Origin of the sequence: Streptomyces echinatus (assembly GCF_014203595.1) — a bacterium.
Lineage (GTDB): Bacteria > Actinomycetota > Actinomycetes > Streptomycetales > Streptomycetaceae > Streptomyces > Streptomyces echinatus.
This window is the reverse complement of sequence record NZ_JACHJK010000001.1, coordinates 843,115-863,356: the sequence shown is the minus strand read 5'-3', so window position 1 is coordinate 863,356 and position 20,242 is coordinate 843,115. Positions and strand designations below refer to the sequence as shown.

At 73.5% G+C, this 20,242-nt stretch carries 14 protein-coding genes, 1 other RNA gene and 2 pseudogenes; 4 read left to right on the top strand and 13 right to left on the bottom strand.

The window, feature by feature from the left end; translation table 11 throughout:
• Window positions 1-5: 5 nt before the first annotated feature.
• Together FHS34_RS44020 and FHS34_RS44015 are read right to left on the bottom strand one after the other, a co-directional pair.
• Window positions 6-4,439, bottom strand: coding sequence for a non-ribosomal peptide synthetase (locus FHS34_RS44020; protein ID WP_376773078.1), 4,434 nt, complete (start codon window positions 4,437-4,439; stop codon window positions 6-8).
• 27 nt (window positions 4,440-4,466) lie between these two features.
• Window positions 4,467-7,561, bottom strand: a pseudogene (locus FHS34_RS44015) (amino acid adenylation domain-containing protein); the annotation flags it as partial.
• Between the two features lie 176 nt (window positions 7,562-7,737).
• On the opposite strand from FHS34_RS44015, the gene FHS34_RS03780 reads away from it, so the two are divergent.
• Both FHS34_RS03780 and FHS34_RS03775 read left to right on the top strand, forming a co-directional pair.
• Window positions 7,738-9,078, top strand: coding sequence for a helix-turn-helix transcriptional regulator (locus FHS34_RS03780; protein ID WP_308288285.1), 1,341 nt, complete (start codon window positions 7,738-7,740; stop codon window positions 9,076-9,078).
• Entirely contained in the window at window positions 9,068-10,564 is a 1,497-nt protein-coding gene (locus tag FHS34_RS03775) for an MFS transporter (RefSeq protein WP_225817430.1), read from the top strand. The genes FHS34_RS03780 and FHS34_RS03775 overlap by 11 nt, the downstream gene beginning before the upstream one ends.
• A gap of 271 nt (window positions 10,565-10,835) precedes the next feature.
• Here the strand turns inward: FHS34_RS03775 and FHS34_RS44010 are convergent, their stop codons facing one another.
• From FHS34_RS44010 to FHS34_RS03755, 5 genes are all read right to left on the bottom strand, one after another.
• Window positions 10,836-11,012: a DUF6087 family protein gene (locus FHS34_RS44010; RefSeq protein ID WP_225817429.1), complete on the bottom strand. Its 177-nt coding sequence runs from the start codon at window positions 11,010-11,012 to the stop codon at window positions 10,836-10,838.
• A 25-nt stretch (window positions 11,013-11,037) separates the two neighbouring features.
• Complete coding sequence (gene tgmC / locus FHS34_RS03770; protein ID WP_184960932.1) at window positions 11,038-12,162, bottom strand: ATP-grasp peptide maturase system methyltransferase; 1,125 nt, start codon at window positions 12,160-12,162, stop codon at window positions 11,038-11,040.
• The gene (tgmB, locus tag FHS34_RS03765) at window positions 12,159-13,124 is read right to left on the bottom strand and encodes an ATP-grasp ribosomal peptide maturase (protein ID WP_184960929.1); all 966 of its coding nucleotides are present in this window, start codon (window positions 13,122-13,124) and stop codon (window positions 12,159-12,161) included. The genes tgmC and tgmB overlap by 4 nt, the downstream gene beginning before the upstream one ends.
• Window positions 13,124-13,390, bottom strand: a complete 267-nt coding sequence (tgmA, locus tag FHS34_RS03760; RefSeq protein WP_184960927.1) for a putative ATP-grasp-modified RiPP — start codon at window positions 13,388-13,390, stop codon at window positions 13,124-13,126. The genes tgmB and tgmA overlap by 1 nt, the downstream gene beginning before the upstream one ends.
• A gap of 155 nt (window positions 13,391-13,545) precedes the next feature.
• Window positions 13,546-14,004 carry an ATP-binding protein gene (locus FHS34_RS03755; RefSeq protein ID WP_184960925.1) on the bottom strand — a complete coding sequence of 153 codons (459 nt, stop codon included), beginning with the start codon at window positions 14,002-14,004 and terminating at the stop codon, window positions 13,546-13,548.
• Window positions 14,005-14,191: 187 nt separating this feature from the next.
• On the opposite strand from FHS34_RS03755, the gene FHS34_RS03750 reads away from it, so the two are divergent.
• Complete coding sequence (locus FHS34_RS03750; RefSeq protein WP_184960923.1) at window positions 14,192-15,529, top strand: NsdA family TPR-like regulatory protein; 1,338 nt, start codon at window positions 14,192-14,194, stop codon at window positions 15,527-15,529.
• A 275-nt stretch (window positions 15,530-15,804) separates the two neighbouring features.
• On the opposite strand, the gene rnpB is transcribed toward FHS34_RS03750, so the two are convergent.
• The 6 genes and pseudogenes from rnpB to FHS34_RS43325 form a co-directional block, all read right to left on the bottom strand.
• An RNA gene (gene rnpB / locus FHS34_RS03745) (RNase P RNA component class A) lies at window positions 15,805-16,209 on the bottom strand.
• A 115-nt stretch (window positions 16,210-16,324) separates the two neighbouring features.
• Window positions 16,325-17,071 (bottom strand): annotated as a pseudogene (locus tag FHS34_RS44005) (DMT family transporter); the annotation flags it as partial.
• A gap of 56 nt (window positions 17,072-17,127) precedes the next feature.
• Complete coding sequence (locus tag FHS34_RS03730; protein ID WP_184960919.1) at window positions 17,128-17,949, bottom strand: AraC family transcriptional regulator; 822 nt, start codon at window positions 17,947-17,949, stop codon at window positions 17,128-17,130.
• Between the two features lie 80 nt (window positions 17,950-18,029).
• Complete coding sequence (locus FHS34_RS03725; RefSeq protein ID WP_184960917.1) at window positions 18,030-18,551, bottom strand: TetR/AcrR family transcriptional regulator; 522 nt, start codon at window positions 18,549-18,551, stop codon at window positions 18,030-18,032.
• Window positions 18,544-18,960, bottom strand: coding sequence for a DUF4260 family protein (locus FHS34_RS03720; RefSeq protein ID WP_184960915.1), 417 nt, complete (start codon window positions 18,958-18,960; stop codon window positions 18,544-18,546). The genes FHS34_RS03725 and FHS34_RS03720 overlap by 8 nt, the downstream gene beginning before the upstream one ends.
• 72 nt (window positions 18,961-19,032) lie before the next feature.
• Complete coding sequence (locus FHS34_RS43325) at window positions 19,033-19,158, bottom strand: hypothetical protein (RefSeq protein WP_263978378.1); 126 nt, start codon at window positions 19,156-19,158, stop codon at window positions 19,033-19,035.
• 270 nt (window positions 19,159-19,428) lie between these two features.
• Between FHS34_RS43325 and yaaA the strand changes: the two genes are divergently transcribed.
• Window positions 19,429-20,211 (top strand): peroxide stress protein YaaA, encoded by a 783-nt coding sequence (gene yaaA, locus FHS34_RS03715; protein ID WP_184960913.1) that lies wholly within the window; start codon window positions 19,429-19,431, stop codon window positions 20,209-20,211.
• Window positions 20,212-20,242 lie beyond the last annotated feature (31 nt).

Genomic DNA, 20,242 nt, shown 5'->3' with positions numbered 1-20,242 from the left:
GGTCCTCACTGCTTCCTCGGCGGCCGGGCCGCCTGCTCGGATTCCGGGACGCCGGCTGCCGGGGCGGCGGAGCGCGGGGCGGCGGCCGCCGGTACGTCCACAGCTGCCGGGGCGGTGGCCTCGGGTGCGGCGGAGCGCGGTTCGAAGACGACGTCGAACTCGCCCGTGCGGCCGGGTTCCGGCGGGAGCAGGCGGACGGTCCGGCCGTGCCGTGCCCCGAGCTCCGCGAGGTCCTCGGGGTCGGTGCCCTGCGCGGCCGAGGCCTCCCACAGCGCGCGCTCCAGATCCCACGCCGTCTGCTCCGGGCCGGTCTCGGCGCGCAGCAGGGCCAGGGCGGCGAGCGGGCGCACCAGCCGCCGGTCGGGCAGGCCGGTGACGGTCAGCGTCCGCTCGGGGGCGGTGGCCGTCAGCAGCTCGGCGAGGGCGTCGGCGTCGGTCACCTCGGCCCAGGTCAGCCGCTTGCCGTCGGCGTCGGCGCCGGGGGCGCGGCCGGGGCCGTACAGGGTCACGTCCCAGCGGAACCGGGTCAGCTCGTTGGCGTGCCGGCCCCGCTTCAGCTCGATGCGCAGGCCGAGGCCGGCGTCCCGGGCGAACTCCTCGAAGAAGGCGGGGGTCAGGCACAGTTCGCGTTCCTCGGCGAGGGCGCGGGCCGCGGCGGCCGACACCTCCCGGGCCGGGTTCAGCGCGGGGGCCCGGCGCAGCTGGGTGTCCGCGTGGAAGGCGGGCAGCAGCGTCAGGTCGCGCACGTCGCCGACGAACACGGCGCCCTCGGGGCCGGCGACCCGGACCGCCTCGGTGAGGACCCGGCGCAGGTACTCCGGGCCGGGGAAGTACTGCACGACGGAGTTGAACAGCACCAGGTCGGCGCCGGCGTCGGGCAGCTCGGCCAGCGCCGTGGCCTCGGCCTGCCGCAGCGTGATGTGGCCGGGCAGGGGGCCGTCGCCGGAGACCGCGGCGGCGGCCGTGGCCAGGGCGGCCGGGGACAGGTCGAGCCCCAGGTAGGAGTCGGCGTCCGGGGCGAGCCGGCGCAGGTACAGGCCGACGCCGACGCCGACGTCCACGATCCGGGCGCCGCCGGTCCGGCGGATGCGCTCCACGGTGTGGTCCAGCCACTCCCGCATCTCGTGCGCGGGGATCGGCCGCTTGGTGTAGCTGCTGAGCCACCCGGCGAAGTCCCGCTCGTCGGCGGAACGGGCGTCCTCGCCGCGGGGGCCCACGGGACGGGCGCCGCCGGTGCCGGTGCCGGTATCGGTGCCGGTGCCGGTGCCGGTGCTCTCCGGGCTGCCGCTCGCGGTGCCGGTGCCGTTCGCGCCGGTGCCACCCGCGTTGCCGGTGCCGTCCGTGCCGGTGCCACCCGCGTTGCCGCTGCCGCCGGAACGCGAGGCCCCGGCGGGGCTCTCGGCGCTCGCGAGACCCACGGACCCACCGGCGCCGGCCGAGCCGCCGGCGCGCACCGAGCCCGCCGAAGCCGCCGATCCCGCCGAGGACACCGAACTCGCCGAGCCCGCCGGATCCACCCGGCCTCCGGTCGCGCCGGTCTGCCCGGTCTCCGCCGTCTCCCCGGTGGCTCCGTCGCCGGCCCCGCCGGGGCTGTACGCCCCTTCCCACACGTCCCGCCAGCGGTCGACGTGGCTGCGCTCGCCGTCGGCGTTCCAGCCCTGCGCGGCCGGGGCGACGTAGGCGACGAGTTCGGCTCCGCCGCCCGCGCGCTGTGCGGCGACGACGGCGACCGAGGCGGCCTCGGGATGGCGGGACAGGACGCTCTCCACCTCGTCGGGTTCGACGCGGTGGCCGAGGATCTTCACCTGGCGGTCGATGCGGCCGAGGAACTCCAGCAGCCCGTCGGCCCGCCACCGCACCCGGTCGCCGGTGCGGTACCAGCGGGCCCCGGCCGCCGTGACGAACCGTTCGGCGGTCAGCTCGGGCCGCTCCAGGTATCCCCGGGCGACCCCGTCGCCGCCGATCCACAGCTCGCCGGCGACACCCACGGGCGCCTCGCGGCCGTCGCCGGTGACGACCCGGACGGTCGTGTTGGCGATGGGGCGGCCGATCGGCAGCGCGGCGGCGTGCACGTCCCGCTCACGGTCGAGTTCGTGCACCGTCGACCAGATGGTCGTCTCGGTGGGGCCGTACATGTTGAACACCCGCACCGCCGGCAGCGCGGTCAGCAGCCGCTGGGCGAGTCCGGAGGGGAACGCCTCGCCGCCCACCAGCAGGGCGCGCAGCGGGCGCAGCGCGTCCAGTGCCTCCGGCTGGGCGGCCACCGCCGCGAGGAACGACGGGGTGGCCTGCACCAGGGTGGCCCGGTGGCGGACGAGGAGGTCCCGGAGGGAGTCCTCGCCGTCGGCGGGGGTGAGCCGTTCGATCATCCGCTCGCCGGCCACGACCACCGTGGCCCCGCGGGTGAGCGGCCACAGCAGTTCGAGGACGGAGATGTCGAACGAGACGCTGGTGAGGGCGAGGACGACGTCGTCCTCGGCGAGCCCGATCCGCAGGTCCATGGCGGTGCGGAAGTTGACGACGTTGCGGTGGGACAGCACCGTGCCCTTGGGCCGGCCGGTGGAGCCGGAGGTGTAGATGACGTACACCGGGTCGTCGGCGCCCGGTCCGTCCTCCAGCGGTCCGGTGGGCCGGGCGGCGATCCGCTCCGCGTCCCGGTCCAGCCGTACGACCGCCCCGGCGGGCAGGTCCTCGGGGCCGCCGGGGCCGGTGACCAGGCAGTCCAGGGCGGCGTCGGTGGCGATGTAGGCGAGCCGCTCGGCGGGGAAGCCGGGGTCCATCGGGACGTAGGCGGCGCCGGTGCGGGCCACGGCGAGCAGGGTGACGACGAGGTCGGCCGAGCGCCGTACGCTCACCCCGACCCGGCACCCGCGGCCGGCGCCGTGCGCGCGCAGCTGGTGGGCCAGGCGGGCGGCCCGCTCGCCGAGTGCCGCGTAGGTGAGGCGTTCGCGGCCGTCGACGACCGCGGTGGCCTCGGGGGTGGCGGCGATCCGCCGGTCGATGAGGCCGCTGAGGGTCGCGCCGGTGTCGTAGGGCACCGCCGTGTCGTTCCAGGCGTCGAGCCGGGCCCGTTCCGCCGGGCCGCGCAGTTCGGCCGGCGGCGCGGCGGCGGGGTCCGCGGCGAGCGCGGCGAGGGCGCGGCCGTAGTAGCCGGTCAGGCGGTCGCAGAACTCGGGGTCGAGCAGGGAGGTGTCGCAGTCCAGCCAGAGCCGGAGCCGGCCGCCCGCCGGGTCGACGAGGAAGTTCGCGGCGAGCGGGAAGTTGGTCTCGGCGATGCCGAAGCCGTCCTGGATCGCCGCGTCGGAGCCCCACTGCTGGTGGAAGTCCATGAAGTTGACGTACGAGTCCAGCGCGAGGTCGGGGTGGTCGCGCAGGACGCGGGCGAAGGGGTAGCGGCGGTGCGGCAGGGTGCGCTGCTCGTGCGCGCGCACCCGGTGGGCGAGGTCGAGCCAGGTGCCCTCGGCCACGGACAGCCGGAGCGGCAGCGTGTTGAGGAAGACGCCGATCGCCTGGTCGCCGCCCTCGTCCGTGAGCCGGCCGTGGGTGACGACACCGGTCAGCACCTCGTCGCCGGCCGTCACGGCGTGCAGGACGACGGCGTGGGCGGCGGCCAGGAGCGACTTCGGGGGCAGTCCGGCGGCGCGGGCCGCGGCGGCGATACGGGTTCCGGTGGTCTGCTCCAGCGGTACGTCGAACCGCCGGTGCCGGGCGCCGGCCGGGCGGCCCGTGGTGCGGGCCGGCAGCGGGGCCGGCTCGGCGCCGGCCAGTTCCCCGGCCCAGAAGTCGCGGTGCTCGGGCCGGTCGGCGGCCCGCCGTTCGGCGGCGACGAACTCGCGGAAGGTGCTGGGGATCTCGGGCAGGAGGAGGTCCTCGCCCGAGAGGGCGGCCCGGTAGCGGGCGACGATCTCGTCCAGCATCGCCGCGTCGCTCCAGCCGTCCAGCACCACATGGTGTTCGACGACGCTCAGCTGGAACGTTTCCGCATCCAGCGGGTGGGCCGTGAAGGCCAGCAGCGGGGCCGCGGTGAGGTCGAAGACGTGGTGCTTGGCCGCCTCGGCCCACGCGTCGAGCCGGGCGTCGCGGACGTCGGGGGCGGCCCCCCACAGCTCCTCGTCGACCGCGAGGGGCACGGTGACGTCCCGGTGCACCAGCTGGAGCGGTTCGCTGAAGCCGGTGAGGTGGAAGGAGCCGCGCAGCGCCGGGTGGCGCCGGACGGTGCCGGCCAGGGCGGCGCGCAGCGGAGCCTCGGCGAAGGGCAGCCGGACGCGGATGCTGGTGACCACCCGGTAGACGGAGGAGTTCTCCTCGTACTCGGCGTGGAACACCATGCCGGACTGCATGCTGCTGAGCGGGTGGGCGTCGTCCAGGCCGTCGGGCAGCAGGTCGCGGTCGGCGTCGGACAGCAGCGAGAAGGGCCGGGTGCGCGGTCCGGCCGGCACGTACGGCCGGGTGCGGCGGGCCAGGGCGCGGACACTGGGCGCCTCGTACAGGTCGGGCAGGTCGAAGGTGACGCCGGTGTGCTCCAGGGCGGTGCGCAGCCGGATGCTGAGCAGGGAGTCGCCGCCCAGGGCGAAGAAGGAGCTGTCGGCGTCGACCCGTTCGGCGCCGAGTACGGCGGCGAAGGCGTCGTGGATCCGCTGTTCGGCCTCGTCCAGCGGGCCGCCGGGTGCGGGCCCGGCCGCGGCGGTGCCGTCGGGCTCGGGCAGGGCGCGCCGGTCGACCTTGCCGTTGGGCGACAGCGGCAGGGTGTCGAGCAGGACGAGGGCGGACGGCACCATGTACTCGGGCAGCCGCTCGGCCAGCGCGGCCGTCAGGGCCCCGGCGGTGGCGCCGGGGGCGACGGCGTGGGCGAGCAGCCGGTGCTGTCCGTCGGCCTGCCGGGGTGCGGTGACGACGACCTGCTCGACCCCGGGCAGGGCGAGCAGCGCCGACTCGATCTCCCCCGGTTCGACGCGGAAGCCGCGGATCTTGAGCTGGTGGTCGAGCCGGCCGTGGTACTCGACCGTGCCGTCCGCCCGCAGCACGGCCAGGTCGCCGGTGCGGTAGAGCACTCCCCCGCCGGGGGTGTACGGGTCGGTGACGAACCGTTCCGCCGTCTGCTCGGGCCGGTTCAGGTAGCCGGCGGCGACCTGCACACCGCCGATGTGGAGTTCGCCGGGCACCCCGAACGGCAGCGGTTCGCCGCCCGGGTCGAGCACGTACAGCGCGGTGTTGGCGACGGCCCGGCCGATCGGCACCGGCCCGGTGGTGTGCCGTTCGGTGCAGCGCAGGTGGGTGACGTCGATGGCGGCCTCGGTCGGCCCGTAGAGGTTGTACAGGCCGGGGGCGCCGGCGGCGGTGCCGTGGACGGCGAGGAACCGCGCCACGGTCTCGGGCCGCAGCGCCTCGCCGCTGCACACCACCCGGCGCAGCGAGGGCAGGCGGGCCGCGTCGGGCTCGGCCAGGAACAGGTCGAGCATGGGCGGCACGAAGTGCAGGGTGGTCACGCCGTGGGTGCGGACGGCGGCGGCGACGGCCCGCGGGTCCCGGTGGGCGCCGGGGGCGAGGAGGTGCAGCCGGGCGCCGGCGAGCAGCGGCCAGAAGAACTCCCAGACCGACACGTCGAAGGTGAACGGGGTCTTCTGCAGCACGCATTCGCCGGGTTCGAGGGCGTACTCCTCCTGCATCCACAGCAGGCGGTTGACCACGCCGCGGTGGGGCACGGCGACGCCCTTGGGCGTTCCGGTGGAGCCCGAGGTGTAGATGACGTAGGCGATGTCGGCGGGGCCGCCGGCGGGCAGCGGGCCGTCGGCCGCGGGCAGGGCGGGCAGCACCTCGTCGACGGCGACGACCCGCACGCCGGCCGCGGCCGGGCGGCCGGCGGTCCGGGCGGTGGCCAGGACGGTGGTGACGGCCGCGTCGCCGAGCTGGAACGCGACGCGCTGTGCGGGCAGTTCGGGGTCGAGCGGCAGATAGGCGCCGCCGGCCATGAGGACGGCGAGCAGGGAGACGGCCAGGTGCACCGAGCGCTCCTGGCACACGCCGACGACCGTGCCCCGGGCGACGCCCTGCTCGCCCAGGTGGCGGGCGAGGCGGCGGGCCCGGTCCATGAGTTCGCGGTAGGTCAGGGACTCGGTGTCGTCGGTGACGGCCACGGCGTCCGGGGTGCGGGCGGCCCGGGCCTCGACCAGCTCGTGCAGCCGGGTGTCCAGGTCGTAGTCACGCCGCCGGGGCGCGCCCGCGGCGAGCACCGCCCGGCGTTCGGCGTCGTCCAGCAGCGGCAGCCGTCCGACGGGCAGTTCGGGGTCGGTGAGGGCCGCGCGCAGCAGGCCGAGCAGCCGGTGGGTGTGGGCGGCGGGGGCGCCGGCGGTGTGCCGCTCGGGGTTGGCGTCGGTGTGCAGTCGCACCCGGCTGCCCCGGGCGTCGGAGAAGAAGTCGAAGCGCAGGTCGTCGACGGGTCCGGAGGACAGGTGGTGCGCGGTGCTCGGGACGTCCGCGAAGGACACGTCGGCGTCGAAGGTCACCACGTTGACGGTGGTGCCGGCGAGCAGCTCGCGGCGCCCTTCGGGGAACAGTTCCCGGTGCAGCTGTTCCCCGCGGAAGCGCTGGTGGCGCAGGGTGTTGCCGAGTTCCCGGGCCACCTCTGCGGCCACCTCGGCGAACGAGGCGGTGCGGGGGGCGGCGACGCGCACCGGCAGTTCGTTGGCGAACATGGCAGGGGTGCCGATGGCGGCGCTGGAGGGGCGGGCGGGCAGGGGTACCCGCAGCAGGGTCTCCTCGCTGCCGGTGAGCCTGCTCTGGTAGACGGCCACGGCGGCGACGAGCAGGGTGGAGGGCCGGGCCGCGAGCCGCCGGGCGGTGTCCCGCAGCAGCGTGGTGTCGGCGTCGGCGAGTTCGGTGACCCGGCGCAGCAGCCCGCCCGCGGACCGGGTGTGCCGGTCGCCGAGGCTGACCGGGGCGGGGCGGTCGGCGAAGCGGTCGAGCCAGTAGGCGCGGTCGGCTGCGTGGCCGGGCGAGTCCGGGTAGGCCGCGTCCTGCTCGACGAGCCGGGCGAGCGGCAGCGTCCGTACGGCGGGGGGTTCGGCGCCCTTGTGAGCGCGGTGTACACGGCGGCGATGCGCCGGACGTGGACCGTGTGGCCGAGGCCGTCCATGACCACGTGGTGGTAACGCAGGTACAGCAGCCAGGAGTCGGCGGACTCCTTGACGAGCACGTGCCGCACGAGCGGTCCACGGGTCGGTTCCACCGGCCGGGACAGATCGGCGCGCATCCATTCCTCGGCGGCGGCCCTGGGTGACGCGGCGTCCGACAGATCGAGCACCTCGAGGGGGCTCTTTTCGGCCACCGGCCGCACGGTCTGGCCCGGTCTGCCGTCGTCGTCCAGCCGCACCCGCAGCGTCTCCGCCTCGGCGAGCGCGACCGCCACCGCGCGACCGAGCAGCCCGGCGTCGACCGGGCCGTGGATCTCCAGGTAGCTGGCACAGTTGTAGCGCGGATTCGCTGGATTCAGCCGCTGGGCGGCCCATACGCCTTCCTGTGCGGCGGTCAACGGCAGACGAATGCCCCGGTCGGCGTCCGACATGTCGATGAGACTCTCCCCCATAGAGATCGCTTCCAGCCCGTCGGTGGCACTCCGCGGACCGTTCAAAGCTGTCAAACCCTCTGGAAATCAGCCACTACTTGTTCGAGTAGTTGACGCCTTAGTGAGCGGTGGGGTATGGCATCGGGTCATGGGTGATTCTTTACCCGGGTCGGATAATGTCCATTGCGGCGCGCATGGCATCGTTCCCCCTGAACGAGGCCGCGCCATCTGCTGTGACAGCCGCATACCGGGGGAAAGAAGTGAAGCTGTACGGCCGCGTCCATGAACAATGGGTAATGCGTCAGCGTTTACACCGGATACAAACCGGGCGCAGCAATCTGATTCTGCTTCAGGGTCCGAGGGGTTACGGAAAGACCGCTTTGGTCAACCGTATTTCGGACACCGCGCGACAGGTTGGTTTCGAGGTCGTAAACGGCCCGGCGGCGCAGTACAAGAGGCTGTTGCTCACCGCTTCCCTCATGACCGGCATCACCGGTTTCCAGACATTCTCCGGAGTGGCCGGACCGAACACGGCGCAGCGCGGGCCGGACCTCCTCGACGAGGTTCTCGCCGCCCTCGGCGCCGGGTCCCCGGACTCCGGCGGTGCGGGGGCCCGGCCCGTCCTGGTCGCACTGGACGACGTCGCCTGGGACGACCCCGACGTGGTCGCCGCCCTGCGGGCGCTGCCCGAGGCACGCTCGGCCCGCCGGGTGCTGTGGCTGCTGTCCGGCACCGGCGGGCCGGCCTCGCCCGCGCTGTGCCGGCACCCGGACACCGTCGAGCTCACGCTCGGCCCGCTGCGCCGCCGGGACGCACTGCGGATCGCCGCGGACCGGCTGGGCGGGGCGCCGGACGCCTCGGTGGAGCACCTGATCACCGCCTGCGGCGGCCATCCCGGCCTGCTGACGGCCGCGTTGGAGGCACTGACCGGCGGGGGCGGCCACCGGGTGAGCGGCGGTGTCGCGCGGCTCGTGTCGGCGTCACCCCCGCCGCAGGTGGTGGCCACACTGCTGAACGCGGATCCGCGGCTGTCCGCCCGGACCCGGAGTCTGCTGGGGGCGGTGGCGGCACGGCAGTTGCCGCCGCGGATGAGCGAGCTGGCCCAACTGCCCGACGGGCAGGCGGTGTCGGTGCTGGGCGCGGTGCGCGAGGCCGTGGAGGCCGGGGTGCTCGTCCTGGACGGCGACCGGCTGCGCTTCCGCCACCCGCTGCTGTACGAGGCCGCGGCCCTGCTGGGGCGCGAGCCGTCGGCGGACGATGCGGAGGGTGCCGTACTGAGCCCCACCGAACAGACCATCACACGCCTGGTGGCAGCCGGATTGACCAACCGTCAGATAGCATCCCGGGTCAATCTCTCCCCCCACACCGTCAACTTCCACCTCCGGAAGATCTTCCAGAAGCTCGGCGTCTGCTCCCGGGTCGAACTGGTGGGGACCCGACTTCACCTGCTCGGCCCGGAGTTCGACGCCGACCCGACGCCCCCCACCCACGAGAGCAGGCCAGCACATGCAGGATGAAAAGTCCGTCTCGCTCACCGACCCGGGCGAGACGACGGACGCGGCACCGGCCGGCGGCGACGCCGGCCCACCGCCCCTCCCACCGGCCCGGGTCAAGGCGATGGTCCTGGTGGCGATGGCCGCGACGTTCATGGCGATGATGGACTCCTACATCGTCAACGTCGCCATCCCGTCCATCCGCGCCGACCTCGGCGCCTCCGTCTCCGCCGCCGAGATGACGGTCGGCGGGTACATCCTGGTGTACGGGCTGTTCCTGGTCACCGGCGGCCGGCTCGGCGACATCCTGGGCTACAAGCGGATGTTCCTCACCGGCCTCGGGCTGTTCACGGCCGCCTCGCTGGCGTGCGGCGTGGCCCCCGGTCCCGGGACGCTGATCGCTTTCCGCTGTGTCCAGGGCCTGGCCGCGGCGCTGTTCTTCCCGCAGATCCTGTCCATCATCCAGACCTCGTTCGAGGGCGCCCGGCGGGACAAGGCGCTGGCGCTGTTCGGCGTCACCATCGGCCTCGCGGCGATCACCGGCCAGCTGATCGGCGGCGTCCTGGTCCACCTGGACCTGTTCGGCTGGGGCTGGCGCCCGATCTTCCTGGTCAACCTGCCGCTGGGCCTGGCCGCCATAGCCGGTGCCGCGCTGACCATGCCCGGGTTCCGGGGCACCCGGCGGCCCCGCCTCGACCTGCCGGGCGTCGGCCTGCTCACGCTCGCCCTGCTGCTGCTGTCCTTCCCCCTGGCGGAGGGCCGTACGGCCGGCTGGCCCGTCTGGTGCTTCGTGATGATGGTGCTGTCCGTGCCGTGCTTCGTGGCGTTCGGCTGGTGGCAGCACCGGCTGGCCGCCACCGGCGGGCAGCCCCTGATCAGCCCGCCGCTGCTGCGGCTGCGCGCCTACCGGTCGGGCAACGCGCTGTTCCTGGCGTTCTTCGCCTGCAACGCCGGCCTGTTCTTCGTGCTCGCCGTCCAGCTCCAGAGCGGGCTCGGCTACTCCGCCCTGAAGTCCGGGCTGCTGTTCGCCCCGCTCGGCATCGCGTTCACGGGGACCTCGCTGGCCCTGCCGAAGATCATGCCGCGGCTCGGCCTGCACGTCCTGACCGCCGGGTACGGCCTCAACGCGCTCGGCTATCTGCTCCTGCTGCTCACCGCGCTGGGCGCGGGCGACTCCCTGTCCGGCCCGGTGCTCATCCCCTCGCTCGTCGTCATCGGCGTGGGGCAGGGCCTCGGCGTCAGCCCGCTGCTCGGCGCGGCGCTGACCGGGGTGCCGCCGCAGGAGGCGGGCAGCGCGGCCGGCGTGCTGGAGACCGTGGGCCAACTGGGCATGTCCATCGGCATCACGCTCGTCGGACTGCTCTACTTCAGCACCCTCGGCGACGGGGGCTCGCGCCACGCCTACACCCACGCGTTCACCCTGACCCTGATCCTCAACCTCGTCCTGTCCCTGATCGCCCTGGCCTTCGTACCACCGCTGCGCAAGGCGGCGACGGCAGCGACGGCCTGACCGGCACCGGGGCCCCTGGCGACACCGGGGCGCGGGCCGCTGACGCTACGGCCGGCGACGAGATCCAGGACCACGACGAAAGCGCCCCACCCCCAGCACTTCGGGGGTGGGGCGCCTGTGTGATGCCGGGCCGGTCAGGGTTTCGGCGGGACGATGAACCCCCGCACCGGCCTCGTTCGCGGGTCCCGCGGGCGAGCTTGCTGCGCGCGCTTCCACATCGCCACCAGTCCCGCGTACCGCGGATCGATCCACTCGGACATGCTTCGTCCTTTCACGGCTTACGGTGGCGGCCGGTCCCGGGCGCCATCGGTGAACGGGTAGGCGGCATCCTGTCCGGCTCCGGAAGCCAGGTCGGGTGGACGCTCAGGAGGCGTTGCGCGGCGGCGTAGTTGTCCACGGTGGTAACGGGCTGCCACGCCGGCGAAAGCGAACCGGGCAGACTGAGCACGCGCGAGGAGGGGTGGGCGAAAGTCTCAGACCGGGAGGTCCCAGGCCGGCCCGTCGGGGCTGCCGATCCAGACGCGTTGGGTGCCGTCTTGCTCCACGGTCATGCCGAAGCCGGACAGGGTGGGCGAGCCCTCGTGCTGCCAGATGGTGAGGGCGTCTTCCACCTGGTCCCAAAGGCTGAGGGGGCCGTGCTGGTGCACGGTCCAGCCCTTTCCCGCGGGTTCGGTCCACGCCTGGGAGCCGGTGGCGACGTCGACCAGGATCACGCCGTTGCCGGTGGTCATGAGTTCGGCCGAGGGTGCGGCGAGCTGGGCGAGGAACTGCCCGGTCCAGTCCTCCAAGAGGGCGGGGTTCACGCCGGTGGGGCGGATGTGGCCCGGATGCTGGTGGAAGGTGGGGCGGGGCGGCCGTTCGTGGGGGCGGGCAAGCATGTAGCTGATCTGGTCGGTGTGGAAGCGGCCGGTGGCGGTGCCGTCGTCGTGGACGGTGAGGCGGACGAGGCCAGAAGCCGGCATCCATCCACTGATGGTGGTGGTGATGGTGCCGCCGTCGCGTACTTGGTGCCGCCAGGCGGGGGGGATGTGGCGGACGGCGCAGGTGGCCACGATGTGGTCGTATTCGGCGCCGTCCTTGTGGCCGGTGAGGCCGTCACCGGTGATGAGTGTGGGGTGGTAACCGGCGGCGTGGATGTGCTCGGCTGCGGTCGCGGCCAAGCCCGGGTCGTATTCGATGGAGTACACGTTCTTGTCGTCGATGCGGCTGCACAGGATGGCGGTGGAGTATCCCGTGCCTGTGCCGATCTCCAGCACCTTGTCACCCTCGTTGATGCGCGCGAGGTCGAGCATGCGCACGATCAGGGAGGGCAGCGTGCTGGACGAGGTGGGGCGCCCGGTGACGGGGCCGGTGGTGTCGGAGGCGGCGGTGCCGTCGACCTGGGTGACCCAGGTGGTGTCCTGGTAGACGAGGCTGAGCCACTCACCGGGTTCGGTCCGGGCGCGGTGAAGGGGGGTCCAGCGGCGGCCGTCGAAGCGGAACAGAGCGGTGCCGACGAAGAGTTCACGGGGCACCGTTTCGAGGGCGGTGCGCCATGCCGGGTCGTCCGCGGGGACGGCTGCAGCGAGTTGGCGGCGCAGTTCGGTCGGGTTGGTCATGCGGGGGCTCCGTGCTGTAGGTGGTCGGCGATTGCGCGGGTGACGGGCCTGATGATGTGGTCGGGAAACCAGGCCCACTGGCCGTTCGGATTGCACTCGTACAGATGCCACACCCCGTCATGGTCGAGGCCGAAGTCGAAGGCGCCGAAGACGAGCCTGAAGGCGTCGAGGTAGCCACGCACGCCCTTGGCGATCTCGGGTGGGACGGGCACCGGCGTGTAGGTGAGGTGGTCGTAGTGGCGACGCCAGTCGATCCCGGGTGAGCCGTCGATACGGACGGCGGTGAGGTGGTCGCCGACAGCGGTCAGACGGATGTCCGCGGTCTTGCGCACGCGCTGCTGGAAGAGGTGCGCGGTGTGGCGTATCCGGTGGTCGATCTGGTCGGGGGTGACGTCCTCCATCCACACCGTCAGTGCGCGGCCGGTGCCGTCGGCGTACTCGGTCTCTCGCAACGGCTTGTAGACGACCGGACCGTGGTCGGCGGCGAAGGTTCGCGCACGGTCGGGGTCGTTGGTGATGAGTGTGGGTGGCACGGTGAAGCCGCAGGCTGCGGCCGTGGCCAGTTGTGCCGGCTTGTGCTCGGCGTCCCGGTTACGCCAGGGGTGGTTCAGGTAGCGGGCCCCAGGGAGGGCGGCGAGGATGCCGCCAAGTCCGTACCGGGCCTCTTCGACGGCCCACCGGGCTGTCTGGTCGTCCATGGCGCGGTCGACGGTGCAGGGGGTGGGCCGCCGCCAGTACACGGAGCGGACGTTCCCCAGGGCGAGGGTTCGGGACGCGGTGACGAGGGTGCCCTGCGGCCCGATGCTGTCGAACGTCGTCGACAGACGGATCTCCATGGGAAAGTCGCCGGGGTCCAGACGGACCACTGGCACGCGACGCCGGTTCAATTCGGTGATCACACCGTCCGCGGTCGCGTCATCCAGGCGCGTGACGACGAGGACGGGCGGCCCGCCCAGGACCATCAGTCAGAGTCCCCGTGCTGGTCGCTGCCCTGGTCCGGATTGCCGTCCAGGCTGGTCTTCGTGCTGGTCTCCTGCGACGTCTGCGACCGCTTGTGCTTGGCCTCCACCGTCAGTGGTGTCCCGTCGGGGCTCACCCAGACGGGTACCTGCGTGCCCGGGTCGAGGACCGGCCGGGCGGCAGGGAGGACGGCCGCTGTGGGGTAGGGCCGCATGCGTCCGAGCCCCCAGGGCTTGGCCTGATCCAGTAACGCTAATGGCTGCTCCATGAGTCTCCTTCGTCTTTCAGGCGATCCGACAGTCCCCCCGCCCGGGGGTCCGGACGGTGAGAGCGGCCCGGCCGGGGCGAGGGGTGAACGCGCATGCCCCGGCCGGAGGCTTGCGGGCGGTCGGCGGTCGGCGGTCGGCGCACGGTGTCGCCCGCTCACGTGTCAGCCCGCAGCTCGGCCCAGACCGTTTTGCCAGTGCGGGACGGCTGCGCCAGCCAACGGGTCGCCAGTCCATCCACCACCGCCAGCCCACGCCCGGACTCCGCGTCGTCAGCAGGATCCCGGTGTATGACCCGACGCCTCGACAGGTCCGCGACCGACACCCACACCGTTCCTGGCTCGGGATGCTCCAGCGTCAGCCGGCACCAGCCCGGCTCCTCCGGCGGCGCGCCCGCCGGGCGAGCGTGCTGCACCGCATTCGTCACCAGCTCCGAAACGACCAGCACGACGTCGTCCGTCATCCCCTCCAGGTCCCAACACGCCAGGGTGGTGCGAACGCTCATCCGCGCCACCGCCACGGACGACGGGCAGAGGGGCAGCGTCTGCGCGTACCCGGGTACCGGCCCCGTCAGGGGTTGCAGTGCGGGCGGGCCGGGGGGAGCCGTCGTGGTCATGGTCGCCTCTTCGTCGTGTCTGTACCCGCCGGCCCCTCTCGGGTGTGGGCGGTCCGGCAAGCCGTCGATCGGCCCCTCGGGAATGACCATCGAACGGCCGGTAATCACTCAACACCTGTGCGCGACCATGGGTAAGCGAGCACAGTGGATGGTGAGTTGCACAGGTTGCACACGCTCGGGGGTCACGATGGGACGACAGCCACTCATGCCGAACGACGCCCTGGCCGCGCTGATGCGAGAGGGGAACATCCGGAACGACCAGCTAGCACGCCGAGTCAACGCCGCCGCCGCCGAACTCGGCCTGCGTCTGACCTACACCAAAACGGCCGTCTCGCAGTGGCTGAAAGGCCACCGGCCCAAGAGAGAAGCGCGCCCTGCCGTCACCGAAGCGCTCTCGCGCCTGCTCGCGCGGCCCGTAACGTCAGCGGAACTCGGCTGGGGCGGCGACACCGCCGAGTCCCCGGACATGGTGTCGGGGATTGTCGACCTTGGAAAGGCGGACATGGACCCATCCCGGCGCGCTGTGCTCGGCGCGGGCCTGTACTCGGCGGCACTGGCCATCCCTCGCTACGAGGACCTTGCAGGCCGGACAGATCACGTCTCGGCCGGTCGCACCGTACGCATCGGCCGGTCCGACGTGAAGACCGTGGAACGGATGACGGAGCGGATCGCGGACATCCTTGACGACCTCGGTGGTGGCCACGCCCGGCCCATGGCAGCGGCGTTCCTCGTCAATACCGTGGGGCCCTATCTGCGCACCGACGGCACGGACGAGGTGAAGCGCGCGATGCGGGCCGCCTCCTCGGATCTCACATACCTCACGGGGTGGATGGCCATGTATGAGCGCGAACATCGCGTCGGCCAGCGGTACTACGTGAAGGCGCTGAAGCTCGCCGGTGCGGCCGAGGATCACGTGACGTACTGCCGCACCCTGCGCGGTATGGCGTTGCAGGCTTCGAACCTGGGGTACGGCTCGAAGGCTCTCGAACTCGCCGACTCGGCCGCGGAAGCCGCTCCGGCCTCGGGGCCGCGCCTGGTGGCGTTCCTGCGCGGCCAGCAGGCGCACGGAGCGGCCATGGTCGGCGACCGGCGACAGGCGTTCGACCGTCTCCGGGAAACCGAAGAGGCGCTTTCGCAGGCAGACGGCCGCAACGACCACATCGGCGGTTACGATCGCGCCGCCTACGAATTCCACGTCGCACACGTTCTGTGGGAACTCGGCGACCGGCCCGGATCTGTCAAAGCCCTGCGCCGTTCCAACAAGGCGCGTCCTTCCGGTGAGCGGCAGGGGCGGGTACATGCCACCGGTCTCCTTGCCACCCGGCTCATGGAGATGAGGCATGTGGAAGAGGCATCCCGGGAGTGGGGCACGTTCCTGGACGACTACGTCGGCATCAGCAGCGCACGGGGTGACGAGCACTTCGCCACCCTGCGGGCGTCCATCCGGCCGTACGCGTCGCTACCGGTCGTGCGCGCGCTGGACGCGCGGGCCCGCGACGTGGCCAGGCTGAAAGCCGCGATCTGACCGGCGCCGCGGCGCCTCGCTCCCACCCGCAGCGAGGGCCGTCGCGCGCCGGCGGTTCCTCTCGCAGTCCCACCAGCGGCGAGCAGAACGGGCCTGACGGAGCTGGAGGACGCGACCCGCGCGGAGGGCCTGGGCGTCCGTGGACAAAGGCGCAAGGGCAAGGCGCGTAGCACCCCGGCCGTCACCTGGACTCGGGGGCCGAGACGCCCCCGACCTGCCCCCACTCGGAACGGCGAGTCGGCACCATCGCTCTGAACAGGTCGAAAGCGGTGAGGCAGACGAGTCGGGCTGTACGCCGGGTTCTGTTCCCCGGGGTCCTCGCGGACTCCGGGGCGACGGCCATCCATCTAGGGCCGACGTTGCCGTCGGCCTCGTGCGGTCTACCCGCGGACTCGGGCGGGCAGCCCTCGGTCGTCCGCGCAGGGCGCCTGTGACGGCGCCCCTCTTGACCTTGCTCCAGGTGGGGTTTACCTAGCTGCCCAGGTCACCCTGGGCACTGGTGGTCTCTTACACCACCGTTTCACCCTTACCGAGGACCGAGGTCCCCGGCGGTCTGTTTTCTGTGGCACTGTCCCGCGGGTCACCCCGGGTGGCCGTTAGCCACCACCTTGCCCTGTGGAGCCCGGACGTTCCTCGGGAAGCCCCTCAAGGGGACTCCACGCGGCCGCCCGCCCGGCTCGTCTGCCGTGCCGACCATGGTACCGGGCGGCCGCGCCGCCGTGTACCGGCGGCCGTCGCCAGGACCGAGCCGGCCAGGATGAGCAGGAAGGCGGCCAGTACGGGGAGGGTGAGCGGCTCGTCCAGGAACAGGGCGCCCGCCGCCACCGCGACCGCCGGGTTGACGTAGGTGATGACCGTCGAGCGGGTCGGGCCGACCTCCCTGATCAGCTCCAGGAACGCCACGAAGGCCACCGCGGTGCAGATGACGCCGAGGCCGGCCAGCGCGGCCAGCACGGTGGGCGAGGGCGGCGCCGACGGGCGGGTGAGGGCGGCGGCGGGGGCGTAGACCAGGGCGGCCAGGGTCAGGCAGGCGGCCGTCAGGTGGAGGGAGGGCACATCCTTGAGGCGGCGGGCCGCGATCAGCGGGGCGGTGGCGTAGCCCAGCACCGTCAGCAGGACCTCCGCCAGGGAGCGCGCGTCCCCGCCGGTCAGGTGCGGGAGGGTGAGGACCGCGACGCCGGTGAGGCCCAGGGTCAGGCCCGCCGCCCGGCGGACGCCGAGCCGTTCGGTGTCGCCCAGGAGCCGGGCCAGGACCACGCCGACGATCGGCACCCCGGCGATCAGCAGTCCGGCCGTCGAGCTGGACAGGTGCCGTTCGGCGTCGGTGAGGGTGTACCAGGGCCCCATGATCTCCAGGCAGGCGAAGGCCAGCAGGGGGCGCCAGTGGGCCCGTACGGCGGTGGAGAAGCCGCCTCGGCGCAGCGCGAGCGGCAGCAGCAGGGCCGCGCCGACCGCACAGCGCGTGAACACCACCACCGGCGGGGACACCGCGTCCACCGCCACCTTGATCAGCAGGTAGGGAACGCCCCAGACCACTCCCATCAGGGAGAACAGCAACCAGCCTCGTGCACTCATACGGCCGAGTCTCGGCCGCCCGGTCACGGCCTGTCTTGAACGCTGTTGCGGTAGGCCGCCGGGGTCACCCCGAGCACCCGGCGGAACCAGCGGGTCAGGTGGGCCTGATCGGCGAAGCCGACGAGGGGGGCGACTTCGGCGGGGCGCAGGCCGGTCTCCAGCAGCGCCCGGGCCCTGGTCACCCGGTGCTGGGCGAGCCAGGCGTACGGGGGTATGCCCATCGTCGTGCGGAAGGCGCGCAGGAGCTGGTACCGGGACAGCCCGAGGTCGGTGGCGAGCAGGGCGAGGGAGGGCGGGTCGGTGAGTTCACCGGCGAGGCGGTCGCGGACCGTGCGGGCTATGGCGTGGGCGCCGGGGACGCGGTCGGGGGCGGGGCGCGCCGTGGAGTGGCGGTGGGCCAGCGCGGTCAGCAGCCAGGGCAGGACGGACTCGGCCTGGAGGGGGTCGGGGCAGGCGCTGAGTTCCGTGTGGGCGGTGCGCAGGGCGCGGGCCAGGGCGGGGTCGTCGAGGAGGGGCTCGCGGAAGTGCGGGAGGCCGCCGAGGGTGCCGTCGGCCAGCAGGGCCGGCTCGGCGTACAGGGCGCGGTAGGCGTAGCCGTCGGTGGGGTTGCCGGGGCCGCCGGTGTGCATCTCGCCGGGTTCCAGGACGACGATCGTGCCCGGGCCGGTGCTGAGGTGGCCGCCCCGGTAGTCGATGATCTCGTGGCCGCCGACGCAGACGCCGATCGTGTACTCGTCATGGGCGTGCGGGGCGTACACGTGCCGGCGGAAGCTCGCGGTGAGCAGGTCGAGCGGGGGGCCGCAGCGGCCCAGCCGGGCCCGCGTCCATCGTGCCTGTTCCCCCATGGAATCTCCCCCCTTCGCGCCCCCATGGGCTTTCCGGGCTTCCCCCATGGGCTCGGCGCTCCCCTTCGCGGTACCGCCCGCTAAGCGTGCAACGCCGCGAGGCCCCGTTTCCATGCCGCGTCCAGGTCGGCGTCGGCGGGGAAGCGGCCGTGGATCTCCAGGATGACCATGCCGTGGGCGAAGGCCCAGACGGCGCGGGCCAGGTCCATGTCGTCGGCGCAGGTGCGCAGCAGCGGCAGGGCGGCCCGGTCCTCCAGGCCGGCCGGGAGCGCGGCGCGGGGCAGGGGGCGCTCGGTGGCCAGGCGGTAGAGGTGGGGGTGGGCCAGGGCGTGGTCCCGGTAGGCCCCGGCGAGCGCTTCGAGCGAGCCGGGGGCGCGGGCCTCGGCGGCCTCCAGGGTCTCGGCGGTCTCGGTCAGCAGCAGCGCGACCAGTTCGACCTCCACGGCCTGCTTGTCGGGGAAGTGCTTGTAGAGGGACGGGGCCTTGATGCCGAGGCGGTCGGCGAGGGTGCGCATGGTGAGGTGGGCGGCCCCGGACTCCTCCAGGAGGTCCCGGGCCGCCGTCACGATCTCCCGTGCTCGCGGGGTGAGCCGGTCAGCCACGCTGGAAGCCCTCCTTGGTGCGCAGGCCGTAGCCGAAGACGCGGTCGTACGAGATGTGGGCGAGCCAGCCGCACAGTGCCGCGAAGGCGGGCGGCCAGTCGACCGGGAGCACGGTGTAGGCGACGGCGAGGGTGAGCGGGACCAGGGCGCGGTGCATCGCGTTGTAGTACGGCACCGCGCGCGGCGGCAGCTGTCCCTTCGTCATGCGGGGCGCGTCGGCCACCGCGATCAGGAAGGTCAGGTCCGGCAGGACGAGGAAGACGAGGGCGAGGGTGACGGCCTGCCAGCCGTGGTTGACGCCCTCGACGCCGGCGAAGGCCGTCCAGAACAGGGCGGACGCCAGCCAGGCGCCGCGGCGCAGGACGGTGGGCGTGGTGCGCGCGGGGGTGGTGCCGGCTGTCGCGGTCATGGCTGCCTCCGGAGGGGATACGCACGGACGAACCTGGCTAACACTGTTAGCCACACCGTACGGCTAACACTGTTAGCCGTCAAGCCCCGCCCGCTCCAGCGCTCCGGACGCCGCCTCCAGCCGGGCCCGGTGGTCGCGCGCCACCTCGTCCACCGGGTCGCCCGCCGCCAGCCGGCGCACGGTCCGCACCGGTGGCACGCGTGCGGCGTCGTCGACGTCCGCACCGGTGGCACGCGCCGCCCTTCGGGACCGCCCGCTCGCGGGCGGTCCGCCGCGGGCGGGTGGGCGTGATGCGGCCGGACGCGGACGGCTCCGGCTCCCTCCTCCGGGCCCGCGCGGCGCGCCGAGAAGGCGGACTCGCGGGCTCCGGCGGCGGATCCGGGGGCCGGGCGCACGGGGAGCGCGGGTCCGGGCCGGGCGGGGGGGCACGCCGTACCCTGGCGCGGAGGTCTACGTAAGGAGTACGTGTTGCTGGTCCTGCTGCCGCCCTCCGAAGGCAAGGCGAACCCGGGCGAGGGTGCCCCGCTGGAGCCGGCGTCGCTGTCCCTGCCGGGACTCGCCGCCGCGCGGGAGGCCGTGCTCGGGGAACTGGTCGAGCTGTGCTCCGGCGACGAGGAGAAGGCCCGCGAGGTGCTCGGGCTGAGCGAGGGGCTGCGCGGCGAGGTCGCGAAGAACGCCGGGCTGCGCGCGGCCGCCGCCCGCCCCGCCGGGGAGATCTACACCGGTGTCCTCTACGACGCCCTCGGCCTGGCCACGCTGGACGCGGCCGCGAGCCGGCGCGCGGCGGACTCGCTTCTTGTCTTCTCGGGCCTGTGGGGTGCCGTGCGGGTGACGGACCGCATTCCTACCTACCGCTGCTCGATGGGGGTCAAGCTGCCGGGACTCGGCGCCCTGGCCGGGCACTGGCGGACGCCGATGGCCCAGGTGCTGCCCGCGGCGGCCGGTGACGGCCTGGTGCTGGATCTGCGGTCCTCCGCCTATGCGGCGGCCTGGCGGCCCAAGGGTGAGGTCGCGGGGCGCACGGCGACGGTACGGGTGCTGCACGCGCCGACCCGGAAGGTCGTCAGTCACTTCAACAAGGCGACCAAGGGCCGGATCGTCCGCGGCCTGCTGACCGCCGGCGCCGCACCGAAGGACCCCGCCGGGCTGGTGGAGGTGCTGCGGGAACTGGGGTACGTCGTGGAGGCGGAGGCCCCGGGCCGGGCGGGCAAGGCCTGGTCGCTGGATGTGCTGGTGGACGAGATCCACTGAGGGACCACCCCCACTGTTGCAACATGCGCAA

Coding starts and splice junctions, on each gene's coding strand:
- FHS34_RS03775 (WP_225817430.1), top strand. CDS start 9,068: ATGCAGGATGAAAAGTCCGTCTCGCTCACCGACCCGGGCGAGACGACG.
- tgmB (WP_184960929.1), bottom strand. CDS start 13,124: ATGGTCCTGGGCGGGCCGCCCGTCCTCGTCGTCACGCGCCTGGATGAC.
- FHS34_RS03780 (WP_308288285.1), top strand. CDS start 7,738: ATGTCCATTGCGGCGCGCATGGCATCGTTCCCCCTGAACGAGGCCGCG.
- FHS34_RS03750 (WP_184960923.1), top strand. CDS start 14,192: ATGGGACGACAGCCACTCATGCCGAACGACGCCCTGGCCGCGCTGATG.
- FHS34_RS03720 (WP_184960915.1), bottom strand. CDS start 18,960: ATGACCGCGACAGCCGGCACCACCCCCGCGCGCACCACGCCCACCGTC.
- tgmC (WP_184960932.1), bottom strand. CDS start 12,162: ATGACCAACCCGACCGAACTGCGCCGCCAACTCGCTGCAGCCGTCCCC.
- tgmA (WP_184960927.1), bottom strand. CDS start 13,390: ATGGAGCAGCCATTAGCGTTACTGGATCAGGCCAAGCCCTGGGGGCTC.
- FHS34_RS03755 (WP_184960925.1), bottom strand. CDS start 14,004: ATGACCACGACGGCTCCCCCCGGCCCGCCCGCACTGCAACCCCTGACG.
- FHS34_RS03730 (WP_184960919.1), bottom strand. CDS start 17,949: ATGGGGGAACAGGCACGATGGACGCGGGCCCGGCTGGGCCGCTGCGGC.